Here is a 20,213-nt window from a genome sequence, read left to right as displayed (position 1 = left end):
CGAGACATGTTGTCTTGTACTTGTACTACTGTTCTGATAGTAGCCACAAAATCACCGCCCTTTTAAACAAAAAAAGAATACATCGTGTAGATGTACTCTCTTCGTGTCTATATATTTTTAACCTTTTTAATATATTTGATCCATAAATCGATGTTCTCAATATATTCTTCTAGGCTAACATTTTCTATTTGTTTAAAATCATACAAACTTAATAGAATTTGCATCCACGTATTATTTCCATGCATTTTAATTCTTCCTATAGGGAAACCGTTATAGGAAAAATCAATCGCCTTATCACTCATTCTTCTTAATTTTAATGCTCCATGTTCATTGCTTTGATTCAATTTAATAAGAAGATTTTTTATGAAAATTTCTTCATTATCAGAAATAGAACAATATTTGCTGTCCTCTATATCCCTTATTAGGTGAATGTAATAAGAAGAAATTTTTCCATTTTCATTAATAGGATTATTTTTCGGGAATTCTTTTTTAAATATTACTGAAAATAGTCTTTTTATCATGTTAAAACATTTTCTTAATAAAGGCTCTATAAATTTTTTCATCTATTTCAATCAGACTTTTCTTCTCATTTTTAAATTCAATAGCTAATAGATGAGTCCCCTTATTTTTTGCAGATAAACCGGCTAATAAACCAACTGGCCCTAACAAGGCGCCCCCTACTAACCCTCTTGCGATACCACTAACAGCGCTTTTACGATGTTCTTCAGTAACTAACTCATAAGATTCCACAGTCGTCTTGTCTAGTGGTATTGATTTGGATAAATTCAATGCAATACTTGGACTACCTAGAAAGATGGTCACTTTATTTCCTTCATAATCTCCAGCAATAACTTTATTTTTAGCCATAGACAATCCCTCCCTAACCATAAATATACAGAAAGGGAAGGAGGATATCTATACTAATTGCTAGATTCGAACATCAAAAAAGCTGAGCTTCAACTATCTTTTCCTTCTTTTTCCTTTACCTTTGTTTCTTATTCGCTCAGCTTCTTTTTGTTGCTTTTTCTCTGAGTCAATTTTTATTTGAACTGAAGCTATAACAAAGGCTTTTTCCTCTTTTGGCAAATTGAGATATTCAGACGGCCACTTTCGAAGCTTATGCAAACAATAATGAACGACATTTGCTTCTGAGTCACCGTCTTCAATTAGTTTTTTGCCTCTTCCACCAACTCTTCCATAGTAACATCAAAGTTGTTTACCTCTTGGATAAACTTAGTTAATTCTGCATATTCACCTGGAAGGAGCATCTTTTTAAGCAAATTTTCAGCCCCCATAACACCGTAGCTATTTTGAAGTTCGGAGTTATTAAGGTCAGGGAATTTGACACAAGCAGTAGTCAACTTCAAAACATAAAGATCATAATCTGTTTCAGGTTGATAGATATTCTTCTTACCAGGAATAGGTACTCGTTTTGTAGCACTTTTACGATACGCTGCATCTTCATCTGCAGTGACCGGTGCTATCTTCCATTTGATTGGGTTCCCGTCTTCCCCTTTGAATCTATTAGAAACAAAAACTTCTTTCATCGTTGCTTTCTCTACATTTTGCGCGAAAAATGCTTGTAAACTACTCATTTATATCACCATTCCTTTAATTTTAATTAAAATAGCTCACAGAAATGAGCTCTAAATTAGGATTGCATTGCCTGTAAAATAGAGAATTTCTCTGGGAATTCAAAGCGTTCAAAAGTAAAGTCGAATGAATCCTCGAGATATTCTGCATCCGCATCAATCAGGGCTACAATACCTCCATCCATATTGCAGTCTTTCAAAATGGTAGTTTGTCGACCTACATCTGAGGAAGCATCCTCATTCGTTACTTGAATATCGAAGTAAATGTCCTCACCAGTTTCTTGATATCGATAAAGTAATTCTCTGAAAATAGTAGTGTTGTAATGAAATGTTGCTGATCCAGTTCCTTCTCCTCCTGCTGATTTGTTTCCTTTCGAAACTTGACCCATAATAGGGACTTTCGTTTTGGATTTCTCATATCGAGCTTCTAAGTTGATAACATTCGCAAATTTATAGCGATTGCCTGCAATGGTTACAAAAGCTTCGCCTTGTGCACCATGAACTGAATCTTTAGCATGCATTGTTTCATTCATTGAGATACCTCCCTTACGCTATTGTAGTTGTAATATAGAGTTGTGACATAGCCACTGTAGGCTCAATCACTTCATCTACAACAACAGATTTTTTTGAGTTTCCTTGTTCAACTACAACTTGCTCTGGATCAAAATTTTGAATAGCTCTAATACCTTGCAATTCTCTACGATGTGTCACAATGTCACCCCATAAAGAAACACGCCCACTTTGGTCATTTGGAACTTTACCTAGGTAGCGCGTGTTAAATAGTGTTGCTGTATCAATTGCGATTTGATCTAATACACGAATGACTTGATTCATGCTAAAATCCTCGTTTTTAACCGGTGTAAATGAAGTGAATGTATTCACATCTTCAAGAACACGAATTTCATCTCCAACACGATGGAAAACATATTTCCCTGCCTTAAGTAAAGCAGTAAGCTGTGGTTGGGTCATGGTTTCACTCATAACAAGTGTGTGTTCACCATCATATTTTTTGTTTGTATTTGATTTATTTACAGCTACACCAGCCTGAGCTCCAACTGTCCAATAAACGGCACCAAAGATTTCCTCATCAGTACCATTAGCATCGTTCTGTACATCGATAATTCCCTCGTGATCAGCAGCTCCTAGCTTATGTCCAACGATTTGTAATTTTGCACCCACTTGATCACGTAACCGTTTTGTATACTCAACGTACAGCGATTTAATTGTAGGCTCTGATGATAGGCAGCCAATCGTATTAAATCCATACGCTTCTAATGAATCCAATGCTTCTTGGTGTGCACCGCCAGTAACAGCGCTGCCGTTTGAACCACCAGTTAATGCTGTTCCAGCAGTTTCAGCAAGTGTTGCATCTGATTTAAACATTACATAATCATTTTCGGTGAGTCCTTTAGCATCAGTAACAGCTGTTTGCTCGTCCACTAATACGTTGTCCAAAAGTGTTTGTACATCAAATTTTGTTGGTTCGTCTACGTTCGCATGAATGACAATTTTAATATCGTTTCCACGAACACCTTTGTATTTTGCAATTGCAAAAGTATTAGTAGCTGCCGCTGCACCAACTACAAGTCTATAAAAATACACAGTGATAGCATTTTTAAATACATCACGAATTCCTTTTAATTTGGGATCAGTATAATCGTAACCAAAGATTTTACGAGAACTCTTCTGTAAATCCTCTTGAGTGACTGTGAAAACATCACCGTCTACACCCCAATCAAGGACAATCGGTAAGCCGACGTAACCACGATTACTAAGATTCACAAACGCACGAGCCTTACTAATGAAATTATGATAAGTACCTGGAAGTACTTTGTTTTGAGTTAAGAACGTTCCGCCACCTAATGCCATTACTTCTTGCCTCCTTTATCAAATTTATCCAAAATCTTTTCTACTTCAGAAAATGAATATTTCTTGTCATCTTTTAGCAATGCGTTTAATGCATCGCGTCTAACTGCATATCTTTTACTTTTGACGATTTGTGATTTAGAAAATTTAATTTCTGAGTCTTCGGCACCTGCAACTGCTTTTTCCTTATTGGTAGCCATATCCTCACCCTTTCTTTTTAGAGCGTTGTTCTAATGAGCCCATGAATGTTTTTTCTTCTTGTTCTTGGAGAAAGAAGTTGAAATGAATAAAGTTGTGAGCTACGCCATCAACAATCTCACTATTTGCACCTGTACCAAGCATTACCGAGCCGTTTAACAGCGTTATTTCCTTTAAAGATTGTTGTACCTTCAAAGTCATATTTGCGCTCTCTGACGCACCGCTAGAGGGAAAATATTGAACGTTGAATAGAGTCGTCACCCTCCGTCTATTGCCAATCTGCCTAATATGCTCTAGGGATAAAAATTGAATAAAAAAAGCAGGAGTCTTAAACCCCTGCGGAACATCATCAACATATTTTTCATAGCTATCTCCAAAGGCCTCGTGAAGTTTAATGGAAATAGCAGTGATGATATCATTGATCTCCATCAAAAGCCTCTCCTAACAACTTCTTAAGTTTCTTTTCGATTATTTTTGGCGCTTGGCGCTCCACTTCATCAGCAGAAATCGTCATCATAAAGCGACCTTTTACCCAGCCTTTTTTATTTCTTGTCCTATGTCCAAATTCAACATATGAAGCATATTCCACTGGATTAATGACTTCTAATATATACAAATTCCCTTGCTTGGTCACTTTCAATGAGTCTGCAAAAGCTTTTGCGTTCTTGCCTTTGCTACTAGCTTCAGCTTCTTGATGTGTTTTCGTTGTCCATCCACGTCTAAGTGTTCCACCTATTTTTTCAGTACTAGCGGTAAAGGACACTTGTTTCCCATCTTTTGTAACAAAGTTGACCTCTTTGCTGTAAAGTCCAACAGGTGTCCTTCGAATAACCTTCGCTAATAATCTTGCTGCTAGTTCTTTTGAACACTCTTCACAAAACTTTTCATATTCAACACGTTCCAACTGTTGCATTCTTTTCTGTAGCCGTTTTAATTGCTCGAAATTCACACTGCCCCAACTAGCCATCAAGCATACCCTCTAAACAATTCGAGCATGATTTCTTGATGATTGGTATAAACTGCAGGCTCTCCGCTTCGAGAGTATTCAGTTGTCCTACTATTTTGAGTGACGATAATCTTTGATCCGGGCTTGATTTCAATTTCGGGAGCAACAAATAGTTTTGTAGACTGTGCAATGACTGCAGGAGCACTTGTATTAGTAGCTGCTGTTTGCTTTTCAAATGATAGCTTGCAAAGTTGATTTTCAAGGACAACTACCTCTTTTTTACTTGTTATATGAGTAATCGGGTCTTTTACCGACTGATACTCTTTAACGGTACAAATACCATGGTACTGGCTTTCAATGGCTTTTCTAACCGCATTCACTTATTTCCACCTCAATTTTCTAAAACGATTTAATTGAGATTGATAATTGTATATAACTTTTTGAGTGGACATTTCACTGGCAGATGTCCTCACGTTACCAAGTTCCACTCGAGTATCTCCCTCTTGAATTGAAGTAGCAACTTTTGAGTTCTCAGGATCTATTCTACGATTTTCCTCGCTGATCAAATCAACAACCATATTGGCATGAACAAAAGAGAGTTCAGGCGGAATATCATTGCGGTTACAGTGTATTAGGACTGCTTGCCTTACCTCTTTAACGTACATAGCCAACAACGTATCATCCGGAAGTTTTTCTGCTGGTACCTTTGCTTTAACGATTTCTAATACATCCATAGTTAATCATCATCTCCAGCAGCAATAACCTCCGCCTTTAAAAAGACTTCATAATCTTCTGCGGAAACTTCAGTCTTCTCACCTTTTTTATAACGCAAGTCATTATGTTTAACATTTTTTATTAAAGTAATTTTATATAGCTCTTGTTTTTTAGTTGTTTTCTTTTCGGACACTTAGAACACCCCTTTCAAAGAAACAAGGAGAGGTTTCCCTCTCCTTAGTTACCTGCTACTTTTGCAATAAAGATATTATCGATAGTTTCAAAGCTTGGTAGGACAATCTCGGAAACTACGGTCATTACGTTAACAGGGTGTTCTTCTTTAATTGATGTAATTGCTACACCAGTGTTAACAATATTTACCTCAGCTTTTGTTGCTCCCGTCATTAAATCAGATTCCTCTGGAGTTGTACCGTAATATGTTTGTCCCAACTTACCATCAGGGATGAGAGTAAAATGATCATCCGGATAGAAATTGTTAAGAGATCCATTTTCTGCACGATACTTTTTGTTGTAAACGGCAACTTTGAGACCTAGTTTAGTAGTTAAGTACTGTTTAAGCATAGACTCTGTCATAATGACATTCTGGCCACCAAGTGGGTTCATATCTAAACGTATGCTCTTATGGTCTAATAGATAGCCAAGTGTTTTTCTTGTCATAATAGCATTTGTTGGGCGAACACCAGTGTTATCTTCCACGGTATCCATCCAAGTTAAAATATCTTGAATTGGTGTAGAATCCGGTGAGCTCCATTCTGCCCCAGCAGTCAAGGTTTCTTTATGGTCATCCTTCATTTTGTAATCATAATCAAGGTTTACTCGATTGGCTGTAACTGCTATTTTACCCGTTGACAGAAGTTGCATGATCATTCGTTCAGGCTGAACTGCAGCACCGTTGACCAAGGTTGTCACATCATCATAGATATTATTTACAATGGTTTTGTAGGCTTCTTCAAGATTAGATGCGAGAAGTCTATTTAACTCTTGACGGTCCTTTTCCCCAATTCTCATTGACTCCCTGAAAAATGGCATTTCCGTTTGAATCTTGCTAAATCCAATTCGATCACGAACAGTCGCTTTTGTATCGAATTCAGACGGCATAAGAGCAACCGGTAACCCATTTGAGCCTTTAATCCAAGATAGATCTAATCCTAACTGCTTCTTCGCCGGAAAAAGCGTAGATCCTAGGTAAGGGATCTTGTTGGATGGATTATTTTCAAAATAAGTAGCAATTTCTTTGGCGTTTACTAAATCAAAAATTGTTGGCATTTATATCATTCCTCTCTTATTTCAAAAATGTGATTTGCTTTAGTGCGGTAATCGCTTCCGCTGCAGGTGCTTCTGGCAATTTATCTAGAGCAACAAAGCCATGAATCATAGCTGCACCCGGAGCTGGCCCATAAGTGACATCTACATCATTAAAAAGGACACCTTCTGCTCCAGCATCATTCTTTTTAACGGCCAGTACAGATTCACTTGCTAAAAATCCCCCACCTACAATAGTGCCTGCTGGGACGATCTTTTTGCCCTCTGCATTCGCCGTTACACCAGCATCACTCACCGTAACAGTAAGGTTGACGTAATGATCAAGAAACTTTACAATTCCTTTTTTATTAGTGAATGTTGTTTCAACAAATTTACTCATTGATTTTTTCCTCCTTATTCAAAGTAAGATTTACGAGCTTCTTCTAAGCCTGTATTGCTTTTTGCTGCTTCTTCAGCAAGTTTTTTTCCAAAGCTATTAGCATTTCCATTATTCCCAGCATTGGGATCTCCCCCTGGTGGAGTAGCTCCTTTTATTCCTGGTATGTTAGTTTCTGTAACAAATAAAAAGGACTTCGATGTTTGCAGTTCTTTAATCTGCTCATCAAGCCCTTTAGTGACGTTTCCGTCCGTACCTAATTCAATTTTGGTTTTGTCTATAAGACCAGATACCAAATCCGCATCATGGACCTTACCAGCAAGGGCTAGTTTAAGAGCTCCAGTCAGTTGAGTTTCTTTTAATTTACCCTCATACTCAGTTTTTGTTGTTTCATTAGCTTGTTGCAGTTCGGTAATTTTCGTTTGAAGACCTGCAGCATCCACTTTCTTCAGTTCCTCAAGTTGTGTATCACGTGTTGTAATTTCTTTCTTTGCTTCATTTAATTCTGTTATTTTATCGTCCAAACGTGATTTCGGTACCATTTGACCGAAACCACTGACCACCTTATCCGCTTGCTCTTCTGTTAAACCTAATGCAATTAATTGTTCCTTATTCATGCTTATCTGCCTCCTAATTCGTGTTTTACAGGCAACGCCCTGTTAGGTAATAAAAGCTTATTCTTTAACGTCTACAAGCTCGAAAAAGACGAATGTTATGCAACAAACCTCTTTTCCCATTCAGGGAATTTAATCTTGCTATCAATGTAATAAACCTTGCCATCCCTGCCTCGCGCAATCCGTTGGCTATAATCATCTTCAAAATAGGGAACTGTAGTAGTTCGGCAGTAAGGATGAAATGGATTAGCCGTCACACCAGGCTCAAACTCACTCATTTTAAACACTTTCCCATCCATTAACTGGCATATATCGCTTGTCTTACTATCTAGCGTTGCAACAATCTCATAACGTTCCACATCTAACTCACCAAATGTTTCCTTTTGAGCTGAAGCACTAAAAAACGCTGATTCTGTCATGACAAGACGTGCAGCGTTAGATCGGGATGTATTTAGTTTCTTTGATATTGTGGTAATTACTTTATCTGGAGCTTGTCCTCTGGCAATCGACTGAGTTAGTTCTGTATGCAGTGTATTGACCAATAGCTGCTTATCGCGCCAAATTTTATCACTGAATGTCTGTCCATCTACCGTCCATGGTTTGCTAATGATTTTAGTTAATTTCGTTTCATCGATAGCGTGCATTGTAAAACCAATACCGAAAGTACTTTGAATTTCGAATGCTGTATGAAGAAAAGTGCTTTGATATGTTTCTTTCATCAAGCGTTCAACGGCTTCTATTTGACCTCCATACAGCTTTTCGACATGTTGTTGTAGTTGTATCTGCAAGCTTTCTAAACGGCTAATATGAACCCGAGCAGAAGCGTTTTCAAGCTGCTTCATCCAGACTTGATTGATTGCATTCTTTTCACCATATTTAATGTATTCTTCAACTGTCCATCTAAATTCTTTTAACTCATCTGATTTTAAAAGACGTTTTGCTTCAGTCAGTGATATTTCATTATTTGCAGCAAAGCGACCATACCATTTGGCTATATCCTTTTCGATCTCAGACATCGTTTGAATATAAGCTTTTTCCATATCGATGAGATACGTTTCGCTTCTATTTAACTCCGCATTAAGCAACAACTCAAAACGCGTGCGCCAGTAATCACGACTCTTGGCCATCTAGACCACCATGCTTTTTCTTGAAAGTAGACATGTAATTATCGTAATTATCCATTTCTTTTTGCATTTGCTCCTCAAGGCGCTGCTCCACTTCCTCGTTATACCAAGGATGATTTTCGCGGATTGTTTTATCATCAAGAATCCCAACTGAATTTTGACAATCTTGGATAGCCTCTGATTCAACAATGATAATATCTTTATTAAAAATGATATTAATAGACTCATCAATGAAATTACCTTGCCCAGTCATTAGTAGATACCTATCAACGAACCACAACATGTGCTCAATACTCGACTGGAATTCAGATTCAAGAATATTACAGTCTAGGTCTAAATCTGTATAACGATAACGTAATGCTACTCCAGAAGCATTTCCAAGCACATCGTCTTGAGTATCAACACCGCGCCCAAACTCATAAATAGCTTTACGGTTACGTTCAATTTCCTTTTCTACAGCTTCAGTTTGAATTTCTGCTTGCAGCTTGTCTACATCGCCGTCTTGATCTAACTTTACTGCCATGTATTCGTTTAAATCAGAAAGGAATTCCGCAAGATCCACACCGCCGTAGTTGATGAGTTTATAAATAAATTTTGGGATATCAGCTAGTAAATCCGCATTTGTAGAAGCTTGTAAATTGTAATTGTCTACGAGCGACTTAATGATATCAATTAACGGCTGTTCTTCTTCGTTATACTTGAAGTGTATTAGAGGAGTCTTTTCCCACAAGTACGGTTCTCCGTCAATGAGAAAGTGATAATTCTGCTCCACTCCTGCAGGTACATCAGAAATTAACCCGCCAGCTTCTAGAATATAGAAACTTATGCCGGCTGGATGATAGTACTCTACCTTCTTTTGTTTTTTCTTCTTTCCATCCTCATAAAAACTAGTCTCATAGACTCGCAGAAACGAGATTACCTCCATATGCTCACTATCGCCCCAAAACGGGATGATTTGTTCAGATGGGAATTTCATGAAAGATAGCGCACCCTGCTCATTAATATATGGATATAGATAAGCAATCCCTTTATTGATTGCTTCTTTTCCGATGTTCTTAATTTTTCTTAGTAGTCCACGGTCAAAGGTGTTTTTTATTATTTCACGATATGCTTTATTCTCAGTTCCAAATGTTGGCTCTTTAGATAATAAGTATCCGACCTTTTGGTCTACTAATTTTCTTGTAAATGCGTGTGCTAGTTTTTGATTAGATTTCCAAGAGATTTTTTGCTTCTTATCTCGGATATCGACTTTGTTTTTATAATAGCGCTCACCTATTAGCATGTTTTTTCGAGTTTCGCTATTTTCCCATTCTTTAATCTCGAGCAGCAGTATCGCTTCATCAGAAATCACACTGTCCACCATTGCTTGTATCACCCCTTTCATCTGTTCATGCCATGGGGCACGAAACAAGTCCTCTATTAGCATTGAGTCACCTCATTTCAGAACAGCCACACTTTGATTATTAAATAAGATAGTATTTACAAAGTATCTGTCACCATCCATCTGGTGGTCATTTTGCTTTACTGGCTTATCTTCGCCACGATCGGCGGCTTTTTCATCCCAAATGTAAGACGAATACTCTCGGAATGTTTCTTTGCAGCAGTCATTATATTTAATCAAACCATTGTTCAAAGCATTGCTGACATTCCTAATTCCATCAATAACTTCATTTTTTGCCTTAATAACTTTAAATCTAGCCTTTTTCAAAAGAGCAATAAAAGATGCAGCTGACGGATCCACGATGACACCTTTTAAGTCGGATAACCCTTCAACGAATTTTTGCAAATCCTCTAGGTATTCCTGGTCCGTCTTTTGTTTACTCTTCTGGCGGCCATCATAGTGATATTCCTTCACCTTGTACCAAACACCAGCATAAAAACCCCAAAGACCGAATGTCGTTGGGTTCTGCGTTCCATAGTCAATACTGACATAGTATTTGGTATACCTTCTTTCAATCGTAGGAACAACATGCTTATCTTTATTAAACATGTCGTAAATAATACCCTCTGCAAGCACCCATAAGCCCAATATAAAGCGCTGATAGAAAATACCCTTATACATTCTTTTGTAGCGCTCTTTGGTCTTTTCTGTAAGTGAAAGGTTATCATCCATCGTGAAATGGATGTGCAGCATGTTCTTTTCTTTTAATTGGTCAAGGTACTCTAATTTGAACCAATGATAAGGACCTTCCGGGTTACAATTAAACCAAAACTTTGCACCATCAACGGAGCAACGTGCAGTAGCCTGATTAACAAAAGACTGCGGCATTAAAGCTACTTCATCAAAGAACATTCCAGCAAGCGTAATCCCTTGGATTAAGTCCTGGGAGCCTTCGTCTTTACCTCCGAAGATATAAAAGTAATTGGTTTTGCCTTTATATGAAACGGTTAGAAAGTTATCTGCTCGATGGTCTTTTACTTTGAACCCTCTGGCCTTCAACATTCTCTTTAAAGGAGTGATGACGTTCCTTCGAAAAGAGCCGATTGTTTTACCGGCCATTCCTAAATTAACTTCATCGAAAGTATCCATGGCCCACATGACATAAGAAAGAGACATAACGACTGTTTTACCAGCACGAACAGATCCATCACAAATGATTCCGTCTTTATCTTTTACTGGAGAACCTTTTCGCCACCAAGTCAGCACTTGCTTTTGCTTATATGAGAACGGTTTAAATGTAAATGGAGCTGGCTTCTTTCTCTTTTGTCCCTTAGTTAAAAACGAGAACCCTTTAATTATCTTCTTCGATTGAGTCGCTAACATTAGCCCACACCTCCGAAGTCGTTGCATTTAAAGCATCTTCAAAGCCATCATCCTCGTATTCTTCCTCTTCCTCGCCACCAAATACTTTATGATGAGCAATCTTAAGTTTCTCTTCTTCAATTTGTCGTTTGAACTTGTCAGGAAATAAATCAAAGTAAAGGGAAAGCTTATCCAAAGCCTTCATTCGATCTTCAAGCTTAATAGAAACTCCATCTTTCCCTTGCTTCACTTCTGAAATAATCGTACCATCCACTACCCCAGATTCCTTGAAATCAACATAATTGACCTCTTCCATTACCTGACGACCATCTTCATCTTGTACAGGACCCATCATACCAATAACAGGTACCATCTTTTGGCCAAATGTAAGGAAGTCTGTAATGTCAGAGAAAGCAATCTTGATATACTTATTTAGCACATCCATGGCTTCAATATAAAGCTCACTTGTCATTGCCTGCTTGATGCGTTTGATTTCTGCTGCTACCTTAGCATTTCTTAGCAAGCGGCTGCCTTCAACATGAGCACTTACCGGAACATATCCAGCGTTAATTGCTGACTGAGTTGCGTTAAAACTTTTTACATAATAAAGGCAGAAAAGCCTTTGTCTCTCAGTCAGTTCGCTATCTTCCAAAAAATTATCTAACGTTATTCCTTCGTCATCGAATGACTCTTTTTTGGTTACAACTTCTTTCTTTAAGGTTGCATCCTTTTTAGGTTTGGTTGCATCCTTTTTAGGTGAACCTCTTGACCAACCTTCACGGCTTTTTCTACTCTTTAAAGTACCTAATTTAACTCCATGCTTTTCAGCTAATGCAACAAGGGTAAGTTTTGATGTTTCAAATTCTTCTCTAATTTCATCCCAGTTCACTACATGGCCACCTACCTCCAATAAAAAAAGCATGATGTTGAATTTTAACATCACGCTTACTAAATGTAATTATCGATTCATTTTAAATAATTCGTAATTCTTTTTGAACTCATCATCATCCCACTTTTGATTATTTTCAGGGGAGAATGTCTTAAGCGTAATCTTTTCCCAAACCAATAGTTGGTTTATTGAACGAGGAGTAAATTCAGGATCCTTTAACCTAACAAGTGTCTCTTTAATGGTCTGTACCATGTCGTGACTTCGATTATGTTCAATTGCCCTTTGTAGCAATCGTTCATTCCTCTCTATTGCAGTATCAAGGTTTTCGTAATTATGTTTTAAATTATTGGTTACAGCCTGAACAAGAGCGTTAATTAAAAAACTCTCAAACATTTGAGTTTTTATAAGAATGTCTTCGATTGTTTTCTTCAGAGTAACTAATGGCTCCTCTTCGTCAATTATATCCATTCCTATTTGAAAACCCACTAAAAACACTAAATCCCTAAGTTCTAGCGTTTTATCTAATGTAGTCTCATCCCATTCCTTCAATGCTTCAATTAATGATTCAGTTCTTGTCATGTATTCACCTCCCATTGACTACACAATTCGACAAAAGGAGATATTTTCCTTCAACTAATTTCCTAGTTTCTCCTAATCGCTCCACGTACTCTTCTATAGGTAGCCCTATTGGTACCCATCAACTCTGCTAGGTCACGATCAGATAGTTTTTCATTTGATTTATTATTAGAGGATTTATCTTTATTCTTGAGGTTATTCAATTGATGTTTATCTGCAGAAGAAAGATGATCAATAATTTTCATATAATCACCTAATTTCGGAAAATAAAAAAACGCCACCGTAAGGTGACGCTCATGCACTACATAGCGGAACGGCCGAGGGAATCTGCCGCGCCGATCCTACCTCCCATTTTACACTGCAGATTTTTCCAGTTTCAAAAGTTGCACAAACTGGCATTTTTGGCTCAATTGGCTCAATATGGATTCTTTGGCTTTTTTGACCTGATTACGTGAAATACCTATATGGTAGGCTATCTCTCGGAATGACATGCCATCAATCATACAATCATAAATCACTTTTTCTTTCTCATCTTCTAAAAACTCTGCTGCAATCTCAAGAGCATAGACAGTGTCTTGAAATTTAGCTAATCTCTTATATGCACGTTCTTCACGTATATCCATTTTTTTTAATTCAGCCTGACTCTTACCTGAGCTACCTCTAGGCATAGTTGCTTCAATTCCATATAACGCTACACCCCAACTTCTCATAGGTGTTGAATGACCATAAAGAATTCTTTCTAAGCGATCTACTTCTTTTCTCATCCAAGGGTAATCCTTAATTAGTGCTTCAATTTGTTCAACGTACTTTAACTTGGCGGCTTCTTTCAAGAGGACCCCTCCCATGGTATAATGTTTTTGGGTTAGTCGGGACGGGGTCTCGGCTTTTTTTATGTGAAAGGCGGGAATATATCATAGACAATCAGATTGATGTAAACATCATTTATGATTTTAATGAGTATCCAGACAAAAATAGTGGCCGTTGCGACAACTGTGACAAAGCGCACTTTCAAAGCTCAATAAGCGCAGGCAAATTAATTAGAGAGTGTAGTAACTGTGGGATGAAGAAGAGCATTTAGCTTTTCTCATCCTTTATTTAATTAACTGGCTCTATCATTTTGTTTATTTAATTTACAGTACTAGGGGCTGCTGATTTACGGAAAGCCGGTGACAAGTAAAAATCATTCAATCACCTCTTCCACCTTTTCTGCTTTACTTTTTAAACCTTCATAAACTGAAACATAAGATTGTAAGGAATTAATATCATGAATATATGTATTTATAAGGCCTTCATCCTTATTCTTATTTATACTTATATTTAACTCTTCTTTCCACCTATCTATCTGCTGCTTTTTTTCTTCAATTTGACTTTGCCCTTTTTCCCGTTTGAAGTATGATACTCTATCCAAAATCCATTCATTTCCTTTTTTAATCATATATACACTTATTTTTATGCTACCTCCATAGGCGCTATCATAATTAAAGTATGTAGTAAATTGATATGTTCCGTTACCCCAATATTTAGATTCCATTTCTTCAGTTTTATTTGGAGTTAATTTTGAGGTATAAACCAATGAAGGATACTTCCCGTCAAATAATTCCTTCGGTATCTCATAAGTTGTTAATACATAATTTTTAAAGGAATCCCATGCTAATTGTTCATTACTTGAAGTATATAATTCATCACTATATCTCCATTCATGAACCTTGTCAGAAATCCAATTAAACCCTGCGATTATCAATGCAAGCAATATAATAAATCCTATGCAACCTTGACCTCCGGTTACTTCCTCTACACGAACATATTTTCCATTAACGAAAAAACTTCTATCCTTTAATCTTGGAAACATTTTAATTTCCTCCGCAAAATTTGATAGACTGCTAAATTAGCATAACATCTTTCCTACCCATTTGATAAAATTCATAAAAATTTCACCCGCTTCACATTTATTTCGAACTGCATTAACCTTCATTCTTTGTGAAGAAGCCATTTGTTTTTCTTCACTGCAGCATTAAAATTCTCCTATCCTGCATTTAACCCATAAGTCATGGGTATTTTATACTTTAGAGCTATATCAAACCCCTATTTGAAGCTCTACAGGGCAAGGTCCAAAAAATCCTAATCGTACCTAACGCATGCCTTGCCCTGTAAAAAAATGCTTATTTGGAATTCTTCTTAGTGCATTTATCGCAAACACTTATAACACCATTCCATGTAAAGTTTGAATATTTATTGCATTTCTCACACCAGTAAATAGCCATCTACTTTACTCCTTTACTCCTTTTTTAATAAGAAACTGCTGGTTTATAGCGATTATGTTTAACGCAAAACTCTGGAAGATTCGCCCGTACTAATGCTTCTGCAAATGGTGGAGGAACTGCATTACCGCATCTGGCCACCTGTTCTGTTTTCGGATAGGTTTTTCCATAATAATCCCGGTCGATAATATAAGTTCCTGGGAATCCGTTACCGTTGAATAATTCTCTTGGCTGGAGCATTCTCATGCCAATATCTACAATCCTGTAGTCTTGCCCTTTAACTGTCACTAAACCGAATCGATCTTTCGTTGTAATTGTATGAAGTGGATCCAGCAATGATTGTCCTATATCGGACCCGTAATACTTGATTAAAAAGGCAGTTACTAAAGCATGATGGTCTTTCATCGTAATTGTGTGCAACGGTTCCTCTAAACTAATTCCTGCCCCTGAGTAGTTCCCTCCATAGTGCTTGGCAAGAAACGCAGTTACTAGGCCAAACCTGTTTGCAGTAGGTATTGTCGCCAGTGGCTCATCCAAGCTGCTTGCCCTTGTCTCTTCTCCTTGGTGAGTGTAATAATGCTGAATAAAACAGGCTTTATTTTCGACTATATAAGGGGTCTGCGCTTCAATAACAAAATTTTGTATTCCCCTGCCAATACGTAGTAAAGTGTTTTTTGCTAGTGGCTTCTTTCGCTCGAAAATAGAAGGAGTACCAATATTCCAATCTATTATCCCTGCTGACCTTTTCCATGGTAATAATTTACCGGCTTTTACAGCTAAGCTATCTGGATCCCCATGTGTTGGTTCTGGCCATTTTATTGGTCTACCATCGCACCGGGCAATCATGAAAAATCTTTTTCTTGTCGTTGGTGCCCCATAATCACAGGCCCTAAGTTCTTTAAACTGAACTTCGTATCCCAAGGCTTCCAGTGCCTTTACAAAGGATTTGAAAGTCTTGCCCTTTTTAGATTCATCTGGGTAGCCATCTTTTAACGGGCCCCACGTCTTGAATTCCTCGACATTTTCGAGCATAATTACCCTTGGCTTGACTGCTATTGCCCATTTAACAGCAATCCAAGCAAGTCCTCTAATTTTCTTTTCAACTGGCTTACCGCCCTTAGCTTTGCTGAAATGCTTGCAGTCAGGGGAGAACCACGCAAGACCGACCTTTCTCCCTTTGACTGCTTCTTTCGGATCCACATCCCAAACACTCTCACAATAATGCTCAGTATCAGGATGATTTGCTTTATGCATAGCAATGGCTGCTGGGTCATGATTGATTGCTATGTCTACCGATAAGCCGGTAGCCATTTCAATTCCCGTACTGGCACCGCCACCGCCTGCAAAGTTATCGACTATAATTTCTCTGAATAGGTCAAGCTGCATTACTATCCTCCTAACCTAGGAAACTTAATACAATGTGTTATAATTACATTAATTTTGCACAAAGGAGTTAAAATTATTATGGAAGCTTTTGCATTGATTCCACTTTTATTTATGCTTGTTATTTATTTGGTGATTATTGGTTTTACTGTTTGGTTTTGTATTAGCCTAATCAAGGCACAAAAAGAAAGAAATCAAATTTTAAGAGAAATCTCGTCAAAATTAGATGGTGATAACTTTTTAAAGAAGGAAGAGTAATTAACTCTTTCTTTTTTATTTTCTAGTAAACTTAATAATTCTTGTGTTACTAAGTTCTCATACCATTTGCACAACTAATTTCCCATTGGAATAAAATAGAATTTACGTTAATATAATCTATGGTTTAATTTTCCAATGGTTGTGAAAAGAGAGGATTAATTTGTGCTCATTAAAAGTATTGACAAACAGTATGTTGCTTTGCACCTATAGAAAGGCTTGTAGCCTTAATCTTTCGCAGGACTTTATAAAGATTTTAGAGACTGAGCTTCATAAACGAGATATTGATTATCAAAAGAAGCCAATTGAAGTTAAAAGCCAAACATAATTTTCCCAATGTGACAAAGTATGTTAATCTTTATTAGGGCAAATTTTACGAAAGTAAAAGACGCAAAGCCACGGGCCTAAAACAATTCATGTAATGGTAGCCGGGTTGCAAAAAATCTAAATAACATCTAGAGGATTCCCTTTCCTAATTTGCCTTAGTATTTAGTGAAAGGTGTTTTAAATGAATAAAACCGTATTAATTGCTGATGATTCAAGGTTTCTAAGAAATTTAATAAAGAACATCTTACATAAAGAAGGCTTCCGAGTTTTTTTCGAAGCTTCTGATGGTACAAGTGCCGTCTCTTTATACAAAGAGAAGTCTCCAGACATTGTGCTACTTGACTTAACTATGCCTACTTTGAATGGCTTAGAGGCACTTAAAAAAATTATTGAATATGATCCAAAAGCAAATATTATTATTTGTTCAGCAATGGGTCAAAACAGATTAATAGTAGAAGCAATTAACTCTGGAGCAAAAGACTTTATTGTCAAGCCCTATTTTAATGAGCTGGTTCCAGCAGTTAGAAAATTATTTATTTAGTTCGCATTTCATAATGAAGTGCTTTTTTTTATTAAACTTAATACAAAGTCAGTTACTTAAACTCGTATTCACCTGCTGTCTTTTTACAGAGCACAGCATGCTTTTTAGTAAGCCGGCTTTCTTTTCTAATATCCTGCTTTGACACGCCTTCCTCATAGATGACTAATACCTGAAGTAGTTCTCGATCAAGGCTAACTCCATTTGTTTCGACAACTCTTCTAGCCACTATCGTTCACTCCTTAATAGTCAGGCGCCTCTCATAACGAGAAACGCCCTTTATTTAATTAAGCAATAATAACGATCTGCCCTTTTTCAATTTCCAATTCTAGTGCAGCTTGTAAATAATCTTTGATATTTCTCATAGCACTCAGCTTCCATGCTCCTCCATCAGCTTCGAATAAAGCGCATGAAGGCCCTTTTTGCATTCTGAAAATAAATTCTGACTCAGGTTGTTCTACCTCAACAAAAGTCCGAAACGGGGCAAGAACCACAGGGTTGGGAACAAGCACATTTCCTACTGTTGCAACACCAGTTTTGGCAACTACCGATTGACTCACTCCATCATCACCAACCGTCTGTACAGCCTCCTCTTTGATGTTGCCAACAACCTTTAGCATGATGTCTCTATCCTCATTTTTTACGAATGCTGACTGCAATTTGATATTGAAGTCTTCAGAATCGTAAAAGCGGTCAAATGAAAATGATGGCAACATCGCCTTTGCTTGGATATATTCATTTCGGTTATAGTTGCCATTAAAAGAACTAAAAACAACAACTTCTGTTGGACTCAAAACATGAACCATTCTTTGATCAAATTCATCTTCATCAAATTCTGATTGTAAATATTCAACTAATCCTGAAAGGCTTCTAACGTGCAACGATGCTGGAGTTGGCTCCTTTATTAAGTGCATTGGTTGAGTGGAATAATCCTGGCCACCAACTTCCTCGACTCGAGTATTTCCTAAACCAACAATGTATTTAATAGCTTCTTTAATCATTTTTCATTCCTCCAAATAGTAGATTATTAGTTTTTGAAATTAACAATTTTAGATCCGCGGTCATCTTGTATTTCACCAGTTTCCATATCGATATAAGTCTGACCTTTGATACCTGATTTGAGTTCAGCACCAGTGATGTTCCCCCTACTATCCATATCCATAATGAATTTTGCTTCGATTTGTTTAGCTGGGGCTAGTACACTTTTTGCAACCACTGTCGATAGAACGACATCCCTTTTATCATCAGCTGATAAAGTGATTGTTAATGTTAGTTTTCTTTTCTTGGTAGCATCTGTGTTAGGATCGGCAATATTTTCAAGGATTTTTTGAAGTTCAACATTTGCTCTCTCAGCAAGAGCACCGTCTGCAAAAGTGTTTAAATCAATAATTTTCGGCAATATAATAACCTCCTATATTTCTGTAATTGTTACTTCAATTCGTGGTGTCTCGCTGTACCATTTGCTAATATGTAAATCCACGACTTGGCTATCGTCTTTCCAAATGACTGATTTGAGAGCATCTTTAATCCCTTTGACGTAGTTATCAACGTCTGGCTTTGTTAAGGGTCTTAACTCCCCCCTCTCAGCAGCTAAAGTTTTCTTTTTACTAAAACTTTTTAGGGATGGTTTATATATTTTTACCTTCATTTCGACTGGACCAGTAATTAATGTTGGTGGACGATACCGTGAAGCAACCAGCTTTACATATTTTTTGAAATCCTTTGATTTTGCCGGGTCATACATTCTTACTTGCCCATTTATGGTTGTTGCTCGAGGCCTTCCTTGCGCCACTGGTTCCCCGAAGACTGTGAAGTGAATCATCAGTATCCACTCTCCTGCCTTTGATGATTTATCTTGTTCTTTTCGAAATAGGCTTGTTCGATTTGTTCCCAAGTGAATCCAAGCATTTCACCTAAGTGATAGTAAGCAGCGAATAAATAAGGGAAATTGAAATCGTAATTAACGGTTGTAGTAAGATAAAAAATATAACTAAATTGTTCTGTGATCGTTTTACTTTTTTGACTCTTGCCACGGATTTCATCGGCAATTTCTTTAAAATAATCTTCAACATCAAATTGAATTTCTTCTGCTATTTCAATGCCAATTTCAAAAACAAAATGCAAGCCGTCCACATATTCTTCAAGCAAGGGATTATAAAATTCTTTATCCTCATCCATCATGCAAGGCACCCTCACAGCAGAGGTATGCGGCAATTGATTTACACTCCAAAATTTAAACCCTCGCCATTCGTTCGCACATTCTCCAAGCTCAACTAGGAGAGCAAGCACCAATTTATTAAACCGATCCGGCTCATTGTAATTAATCCGATCACGAAGCACTTTTTGTATTTCAAATAACTTTTTTAAATCCACGTCAATCAACCTTTCTCAACTTGGCTATCCAGCAACTGCTTTGCGTATTTTCCACAAAGATTTTCCTGTTAAAGCTATCCCTATCGAAAAGCTTTCCCTATCTTGAATGCTCAGTAAGAGGATAAATCACTTTAAATACCCTTGCTTCCAAATCTTT

31 protein-coding genes and 1 riboswitch are annotated in these 20,213 nt (G+C 37.2%); of the genes, 4 read left to right on the top strand and 27 right to left on the bottom strand.

Translation table 11 applies throughout. The annotated features are described in order from the left end of the window. Positions 1-107: 107 nt before the first annotated feature. The 20 genes from V7122_RS02545 to V7122_RS02450 all read right to left on the bottom strand — a co-directional run bounded on the left by V7122_RS02545 (position 108) and on the right by V7122_RS02450 (position 13,686). On the bottom strand, positions 108-521 hold the full coding sequence (locus V7122_RS02545) for a hypothetical protein (protein ID WP_335343959.1): 414 nt from the start codon (positions 519-521) through the stop codon (positions 108-110). Between the two features lies 1 nt (position 522). Continuing rightward, positions 523-867 (bottom strand): hypothetical protein, encoded by a 345-nt coding sequence (locus V7122_RS02540; RefSeq protein ID WP_335525718.1) that lies wholly within the window; start codon positions 865-867, stop codon positions 523-525. A gap of 299 nt (positions 868-1,166) precedes the next feature. After that, positions 1,167-1,595 (bottom strand): phage tail assembly chaperone, encoded by a 429-nt coding sequence (locus tag V7122_RS02535; protein WP_335343957.1) that lies wholly within the window; start codon positions 1,593-1,595, stop codon positions 1,167-1,169. Between the two features lie 56 nt (positions 1,596-1,651). Then, complete coding sequence (locus V7122_RS02530) at positions 1,652-2,125, bottom strand: phage tail tube protein (RefSeq protein ID WP_335343956.1); 474 nt, start codon at positions 2,123-2,125, stop codon at positions 1,652-1,654. Positions 2,126-2,138: 13 nt separating this feature from the next. Beyond that, positions 2,139-3,374, bottom strand: coding sequence for a phage tail sheath family protein (locus V7122_RS02525; RefSeq protein ID WP_335525717.1), 1,236 nt, complete (start codon positions 3,372-3,374; stop codon positions 2,139-2,141). Positions 3,375-3,460: 86 nt separating this feature from the next. After that, complete coding sequence (locus tag V7122_RS02520) at positions 3,461-3,658, bottom strand: hypothetical protein (protein WP_335343954.1); 198 nt, start codon at positions 3,656-3,658, stop codon at positions 3,461-3,463. A gap of 4 nt (positions 3,659-3,662) precedes the next feature. Then, entirely contained in the window at positions 3,663-4,085 is a 423-nt protein-coding gene (locus tag V7122_RS02515) for a phage tail terminator family protein (protein ID WP_335525716.1), read from the bottom strand. After that, positions 4,072-4,623 carry an HK97 gp10 family phage protein gene (locus V7122_RS02510; RefSeq protein ID WP_335354953.1) on the bottom strand — a complete coding sequence of 184 codons (552 nt, stop codon included), beginning with the start codon at positions 4,621-4,623 and terminating at the stop codon, positions 4,072-4,074. The genes V7122_RS02515 and V7122_RS02510 overlap by 14 nt, the downstream gene beginning before the upstream one ends. After that, positions 4,623-4,982, bottom strand: a complete 360-nt coding sequence (locus tag V7122_RS02505; protein ID WP_335525715.1) for a hypothetical protein — start codon at positions 4,980-4,982, stop codon at positions 4,623-4,625. The genes V7122_RS02510 and V7122_RS02505 overlap by 1 nt, the downstream gene beginning before the upstream one ends. Beyond that, entirely contained in the window at positions 4,983-5,336 is a 354-nt protein-coding gene (locus V7122_RS02500) for a hypothetical protein (protein WP_335343950.1), read from the bottom strand. A 2-nt stretch (positions 5,337-5,338) separates the two neighbouring features. Further along, positions 5,339-5,509: a DUF7210 family protein gene (locus V7122_RS02495; protein ID WP_335343949.1), complete on the bottom strand. Its 171-nt coding sequence runs from the start codon at positions 5,507-5,509 to the stop codon at positions 5,339-5,341. A gap of 44 nt (positions 5,510-5,553) precedes the next feature. Further along, positions 5,554-6,603: a major capsid protein gene (locus V7122_RS02490; protein WP_335343948.1), complete on the bottom strand. Its 1,050-nt coding sequence runs from the start codon at positions 6,601-6,603 to the stop codon at positions 5,554-5,556. A gap of 16 nt (positions 6,604-6,619) precedes the next feature. Next, positions 6,620-6,979, bottom strand: coding sequence for a hypothetical protein (locus V7122_RS02485; protein ID WP_335525714.1), 360 nt, complete (start codon positions 6,977-6,979; stop codon positions 6,620-6,622). A 14-nt stretch (positions 6,980-6,993) separates the two neighbouring features. Further along, a complete protein-coding gene (locus V7122_RS02480; RefSeq protein WP_335354957.1) occupies positions 6,994-7,593 on the bottom strand; it encodes a phage scaffolding protein in 600 nt (199 codons plus the stop codon). Between the two features lie 95 nt (positions 7,594-7,688). Beyond that, positions 7,689-8,678: a minor capsid protein gene (locus V7122_RS02475; RefSeq protein ID WP_335525713.1), complete on the bottom strand. Its 990-nt coding sequence runs from the start codon at positions 8,676-8,678 to the stop codon at positions 7,689-7,691. 22 nt (positions 8,679-8,700) lie between these two features. After that, the gene (locus V7122_RS02470) at positions 8,701-10,140 is read right to left on the bottom strand and encodes a phage portal protein (RefSeq protein WP_335525712.1); all 1,440 of its coding nucleotides are present in this window, start codon (positions 10,138-10,140) and stop codon (positions 8,701-8,703) included. 9 nt (positions 10,141-10,149) lie between these two features. Beyond that, entirely contained in the window at positions 10,150-11,478 is a 1,329-nt protein-coding gene (locus V7122_RS02465; RefSeq protein ID WP_335525711.1) for a PBSX family phage terminase large subunit, read from the bottom strand. Then, positions 11,447-12,346 (bottom strand): terminase small subunit, encoded by a 900-nt coding sequence (locus V7122_RS02460; protein ID WP_335525710.1) that lies wholly within the window; start codon positions 12,344-12,346, stop codon positions 11,447-11,449. The genes V7122_RS02465 and V7122_RS02460 overlap by 32 nt, the downstream gene beginning before the upstream one ends. Before the next feature lie 69 nt (positions 12,347-12,415). Next, entirely contained in the window at positions 12,416-12,925 is a 510-nt protein-coding gene (locus tag V7122_RS02455; protein ID WP_335525709.1) for a hypothetical protein, read from the bottom strand. 350 nt (positions 12,926-13,275) lie between these two features. Continuing rightward, positions 13,276-13,686, bottom strand: coding sequence for a sigma-70 family RNA polymerase sigma factor (locus tag V7122_RS02450; RefSeq protein WP_335525708.1), 411 nt, complete (start codon positions 13,684-13,686; stop codon positions 13,276-13,278). Positions 13,687-13,832: 146 nt separating this feature from the next. Between V7122_RS02450 and V7122_RS02445 the strand changes: the two genes are divergently transcribed. After that, positions 13,833-14,000, top strand: a complete 168-nt coding sequence (locus tag V7122_RS02445) for a hypothetical protein (RefSeq protein WP_335525758.1) — start codon at positions 13,833-13,835, stop codon at positions 13,998-14,000. 102 nt (positions 14,001-14,102) lie between these two features. Here the strand turns inward: V7122_RS02445 and V7122_RS02440 are convergent, their stop codons facing one another. Further along, positions 14,103-14,771 (bottom strand): hypothetical protein, encoded by a 669-nt coding sequence (locus V7122_RS02440; protein ID WP_335525707.1) that lies wholly within the window; start codon positions 14,769-14,771, stop codon positions 14,103-14,105. A 436-nt stretch (positions 14,772-15,207) separates the two neighbouring features. After that, positions 15,208-16,566 (bottom strand): DNA cytosine methyltransferase, encoded by a 1,359-nt coding sequence (locus V7122_RS02435; RefSeq protein WP_335525706.1) that lies wholly within the window; start codon positions 16,564-16,566, stop codon positions 15,208-15,210. A gap of 78 nt (positions 16,567-16,644) precedes the next feature. On the opposite strand from V7122_RS02435, the gene V7122_RS02430 reads away from it, so the two are divergent. The 3 genes from V7122_RS02430 (at position 16,645) to V7122_RS02425 (ending at position 17,686) form a co-directional block, all read left to right on the top strand. Beyond that, on the top strand, positions 16,645-16,821 hold the full coding sequence (locus V7122_RS02430) for a hypothetical protein (RefSeq protein ID WP_335525705.1): 177 nt from the start codon (positions 16,645-16,647) through the stop codon (positions 16,819-16,821). A gap of 160 nt (positions 16,822-16,981) precedes the next feature. Further along, positions 16,982-17,146, top strand: a complete 165-nt coding sequence (gene sda / locus V7122_RS25690; RefSeq protein WP_438824074.1) for a sporulation histidine kinase inhibitor Sda — start codon at positions 16,982-16,984, stop codon at positions 17,144-17,146. 27 nt (positions 17,147-17,173) lie between these two features. After that, a riboswitch (cyclic di-GMP riboswitch) is annotated at positions 17,174-17,259 on the top strand. A gap of 67 nt (positions 17,260-17,326) precedes the next feature. Next, entirely contained in the window at positions 17,327-17,686 is a 360-nt protein-coding gene (locus V7122_RS02425; RefSeq protein WP_335525704.1) for a response regulator, read from the top strand. A 52-nt stretch (positions 17,687-17,738) separates the two neighbouring features. On the opposite strand, the gene V7122_RS02420 is transcribed toward V7122_RS02425, so the two are convergent. Genes V7122_RS02420 through V7122_RS02400 form a run of 5 tightly spaced genes read right to left on the bottom strand, consistent with a single transcriptional unit; the run spans position 17,739 to position 20,056 of the window. Then, positions 17,739-17,912 carry a hypothetical protein gene (locus V7122_RS02420; RefSeq protein ID WP_335525703.1) on the bottom strand — a complete coding sequence of 58 codons (174 nt, stop codon included), beginning with the start codon at positions 17,910-17,912 and terminating at the stop codon, positions 17,739-17,741. 58 nt (positions 17,913-17,970) lie between these two features. Then, on the bottom strand, positions 17,971-18,684 hold the full coding sequence (locus tag V7122_RS02415; protein ID WP_335525702.1) for a hypothetical protein: 714 nt from the start codon (positions 18,682-18,684) through the stop codon (positions 17,971-17,973). A 26-nt stretch (positions 18,685-18,710) separates the two neighbouring features. Beyond that, positions 18,711-19,082 (bottom strand): replication terminator protein, encoded by a 372-nt coding sequence (locus tag V7122_RS02410; RefSeq protein WP_335525701.1) that lies wholly within the window; start codon positions 19,080-19,082, stop codon positions 18,711-18,713. 12 nt (positions 19,083-19,094) lie between these two features. After that, positions 19,095-19,505, bottom strand: a complete 411-nt coding sequence (locus V7122_RS02405; RefSeq protein WP_335525700.1) for a RusA family crossover junction endodeoxyribonuclease — start codon at positions 19,503-19,505, stop codon at positions 19,095-19,097. After that, complete coding sequence (locus V7122_RS02400; RefSeq protein ID WP_335525699.1) at positions 19,505-20,056, bottom strand: dUTP diphosphatase; 552 nt, start codon at positions 20,054-20,056, stop codon at positions 19,505-19,507. The genes V7122_RS02405 and V7122_RS02400 overlap by 1 nt, the downstream gene beginning before the upstream one ends. Between the last annotated feature and the right edge of the window lie 157 nt (positions 20,057-20,213).

Source organism: Bacillus sp. JJ1532, from assembly GCF_036965085.1.
In the GTDB taxonomy this organism is placed as follows: Bacteria; Bacillota; Bacilli; order Bacillales; family Cytobacillaceae; genus Cytobacillus.
This window is presented reverse-complemented; position numbering and strand designations above follow the sequence as displayed.

Excerpts from the sequence above, each read along its gene's own strand:
- V7122_RS02540 (WP_335525718.1), bottom strand. The coding sequence starts at position 867 with ATGGCTAAAAATAAAGTTATTGCTGGAGATTATGAAGGAAATAAAGTG.
- V7122_RS02520 (WP_335343954.1), bottom strand. The coding sequence starts at position 3,658 with ATGGCTACCAATAAGGAAAAAGCAGTTGCAGGTGCCGAAGACTCAGAA.
- V7122_RS02510 (WP_335354953.1), bottom strand. The coding sequence starts at position 4,623 with ATGGCTAGTTGGGGCAGTGTGAATTTCGAGCAATTAAAACGGCTACAG.
- V7122_RS02435 (WP_335525706.1), bottom strand. The coding sequence starts at position 16,566 with ATGCAGCTTGACCTATTCAGAGAAATTATAGTCGATAACTTTGCAGGC.
- V7122_RS02430 (WP_335525705.1), top strand. The coding sequence starts at position 16,645 with ATGGAAGCTTTTGCATTGATTCCACTTTTATTTATGCTTGTTATTTAT.
- V7122_RS02485 (WP_335525714.1), bottom strand. The coding sequence starts at position 6,979 with ATGAGTAAATTTGTTGAAACAACATTCACTAATAAAAAAGGAATTGTA.
- V7122_RS02425 (WP_335525704.1), top strand. The coding sequence starts at position 17,327 with ATGAATAAAACCGTATTAATTGCTGATGATTCAAGGTTTCTAAGAAAT.
- V7122_RS02415 (WP_335525702.1), bottom strand. The coding sequence starts at position 18,684 with ATGATTAAAGAAGCTATTAAATACATTGTTGGTTTAGGAAATACTCGA.
- V7122_RS02490 (WP_335343948.1), bottom strand. The coding sequence starts at position 6,603 with ATGCCAACAATTTTTGATTTAGTAAACGCCAAAGAAATTGCTACTTAT.
- V7122_RS02480 (WP_335354957.1), bottom strand. The coding sequence starts at position 7,593 with ATGAATAAGGAACAATTAATTGCATTAGGTTTAACAGAAGAGCAAGCG.
- V7122_RS02440 (WP_335525707.1), bottom strand. The coding sequence starts at position 14,771 with ATGTTTCCAAGATTAAAGGATAGAAGTTTTTTCGTTAATGGAAAATAT.
- V7122_RS02465 (WP_335525711.1), bottom strand. The coding sequence starts at position 11,478 with ATGTTAGCGACTCAATCGAAGAAGATAATTAAAGGGTTCTCGTTTTTA.
- V7122_RS02515 (WP_335525716.1), bottom strand. The coding sequence starts at position 4,085 with ATGGAGATCAATGATATCATCACTGCTATTTCCATTAAACTTCACGAG.
- V7122_RS02500 (WP_335343950.1), bottom strand. The coding sequence starts at position 5,336 with ATGGATGTATTAGAAATCGTTAAAGCAAAGGTACCAGCAGAAAAACTT.
- V7122_RS02450 (WP_335525708.1), bottom strand. The coding sequence starts at position 13,686 with ATGAGAAAAGAAGTAGATCGCTTAGAAAGAATTCTTTATGGTCATTCA.
- V7122_RS02530 (WP_335343956.1), bottom strand. The coding sequence starts at position 2,125 with ATGAATGAAACAATGCATGCTAAAGATTCAGTTCATGGTGCACAAGGC.
- V7122_RS02535 (WP_335343957.1), bottom strand. The coding sequence starts at position 1,595 with ATGAGTAGTTTACAAGCATTTTTCGCGCAAAATGTAGAGAAAGCAACG.
- V7122_RS02545 (WP_335343959.1), bottom strand. The coding sequence starts at position 521 with ATGATAAAAAGACTATTTTCAGTAATATTTAAAAAAGAATTCCCGAAA.
- V7122_RS02405 (WP_335525700.1), bottom strand. The coding sequence starts at position 19,505 with ATGATTCACTTCACAGTCTTCGGGGAACCAGTGGCGCAAGGAAGGCCT.
- V7122_RS02455 (WP_335525709.1), bottom strand. The coding sequence starts at position 12,925 with ATGACAAGAACTGAATCATTAATTGAAGCATTGAAGGAATGGGATGAG.
- V7122_RS02470 (WP_335525712.1), bottom strand. The coding sequence starts at position 10,140 with ATGCTAATAGAGGACTTGTTTCGTGCCCCATGGCATGAACAGATGAAA.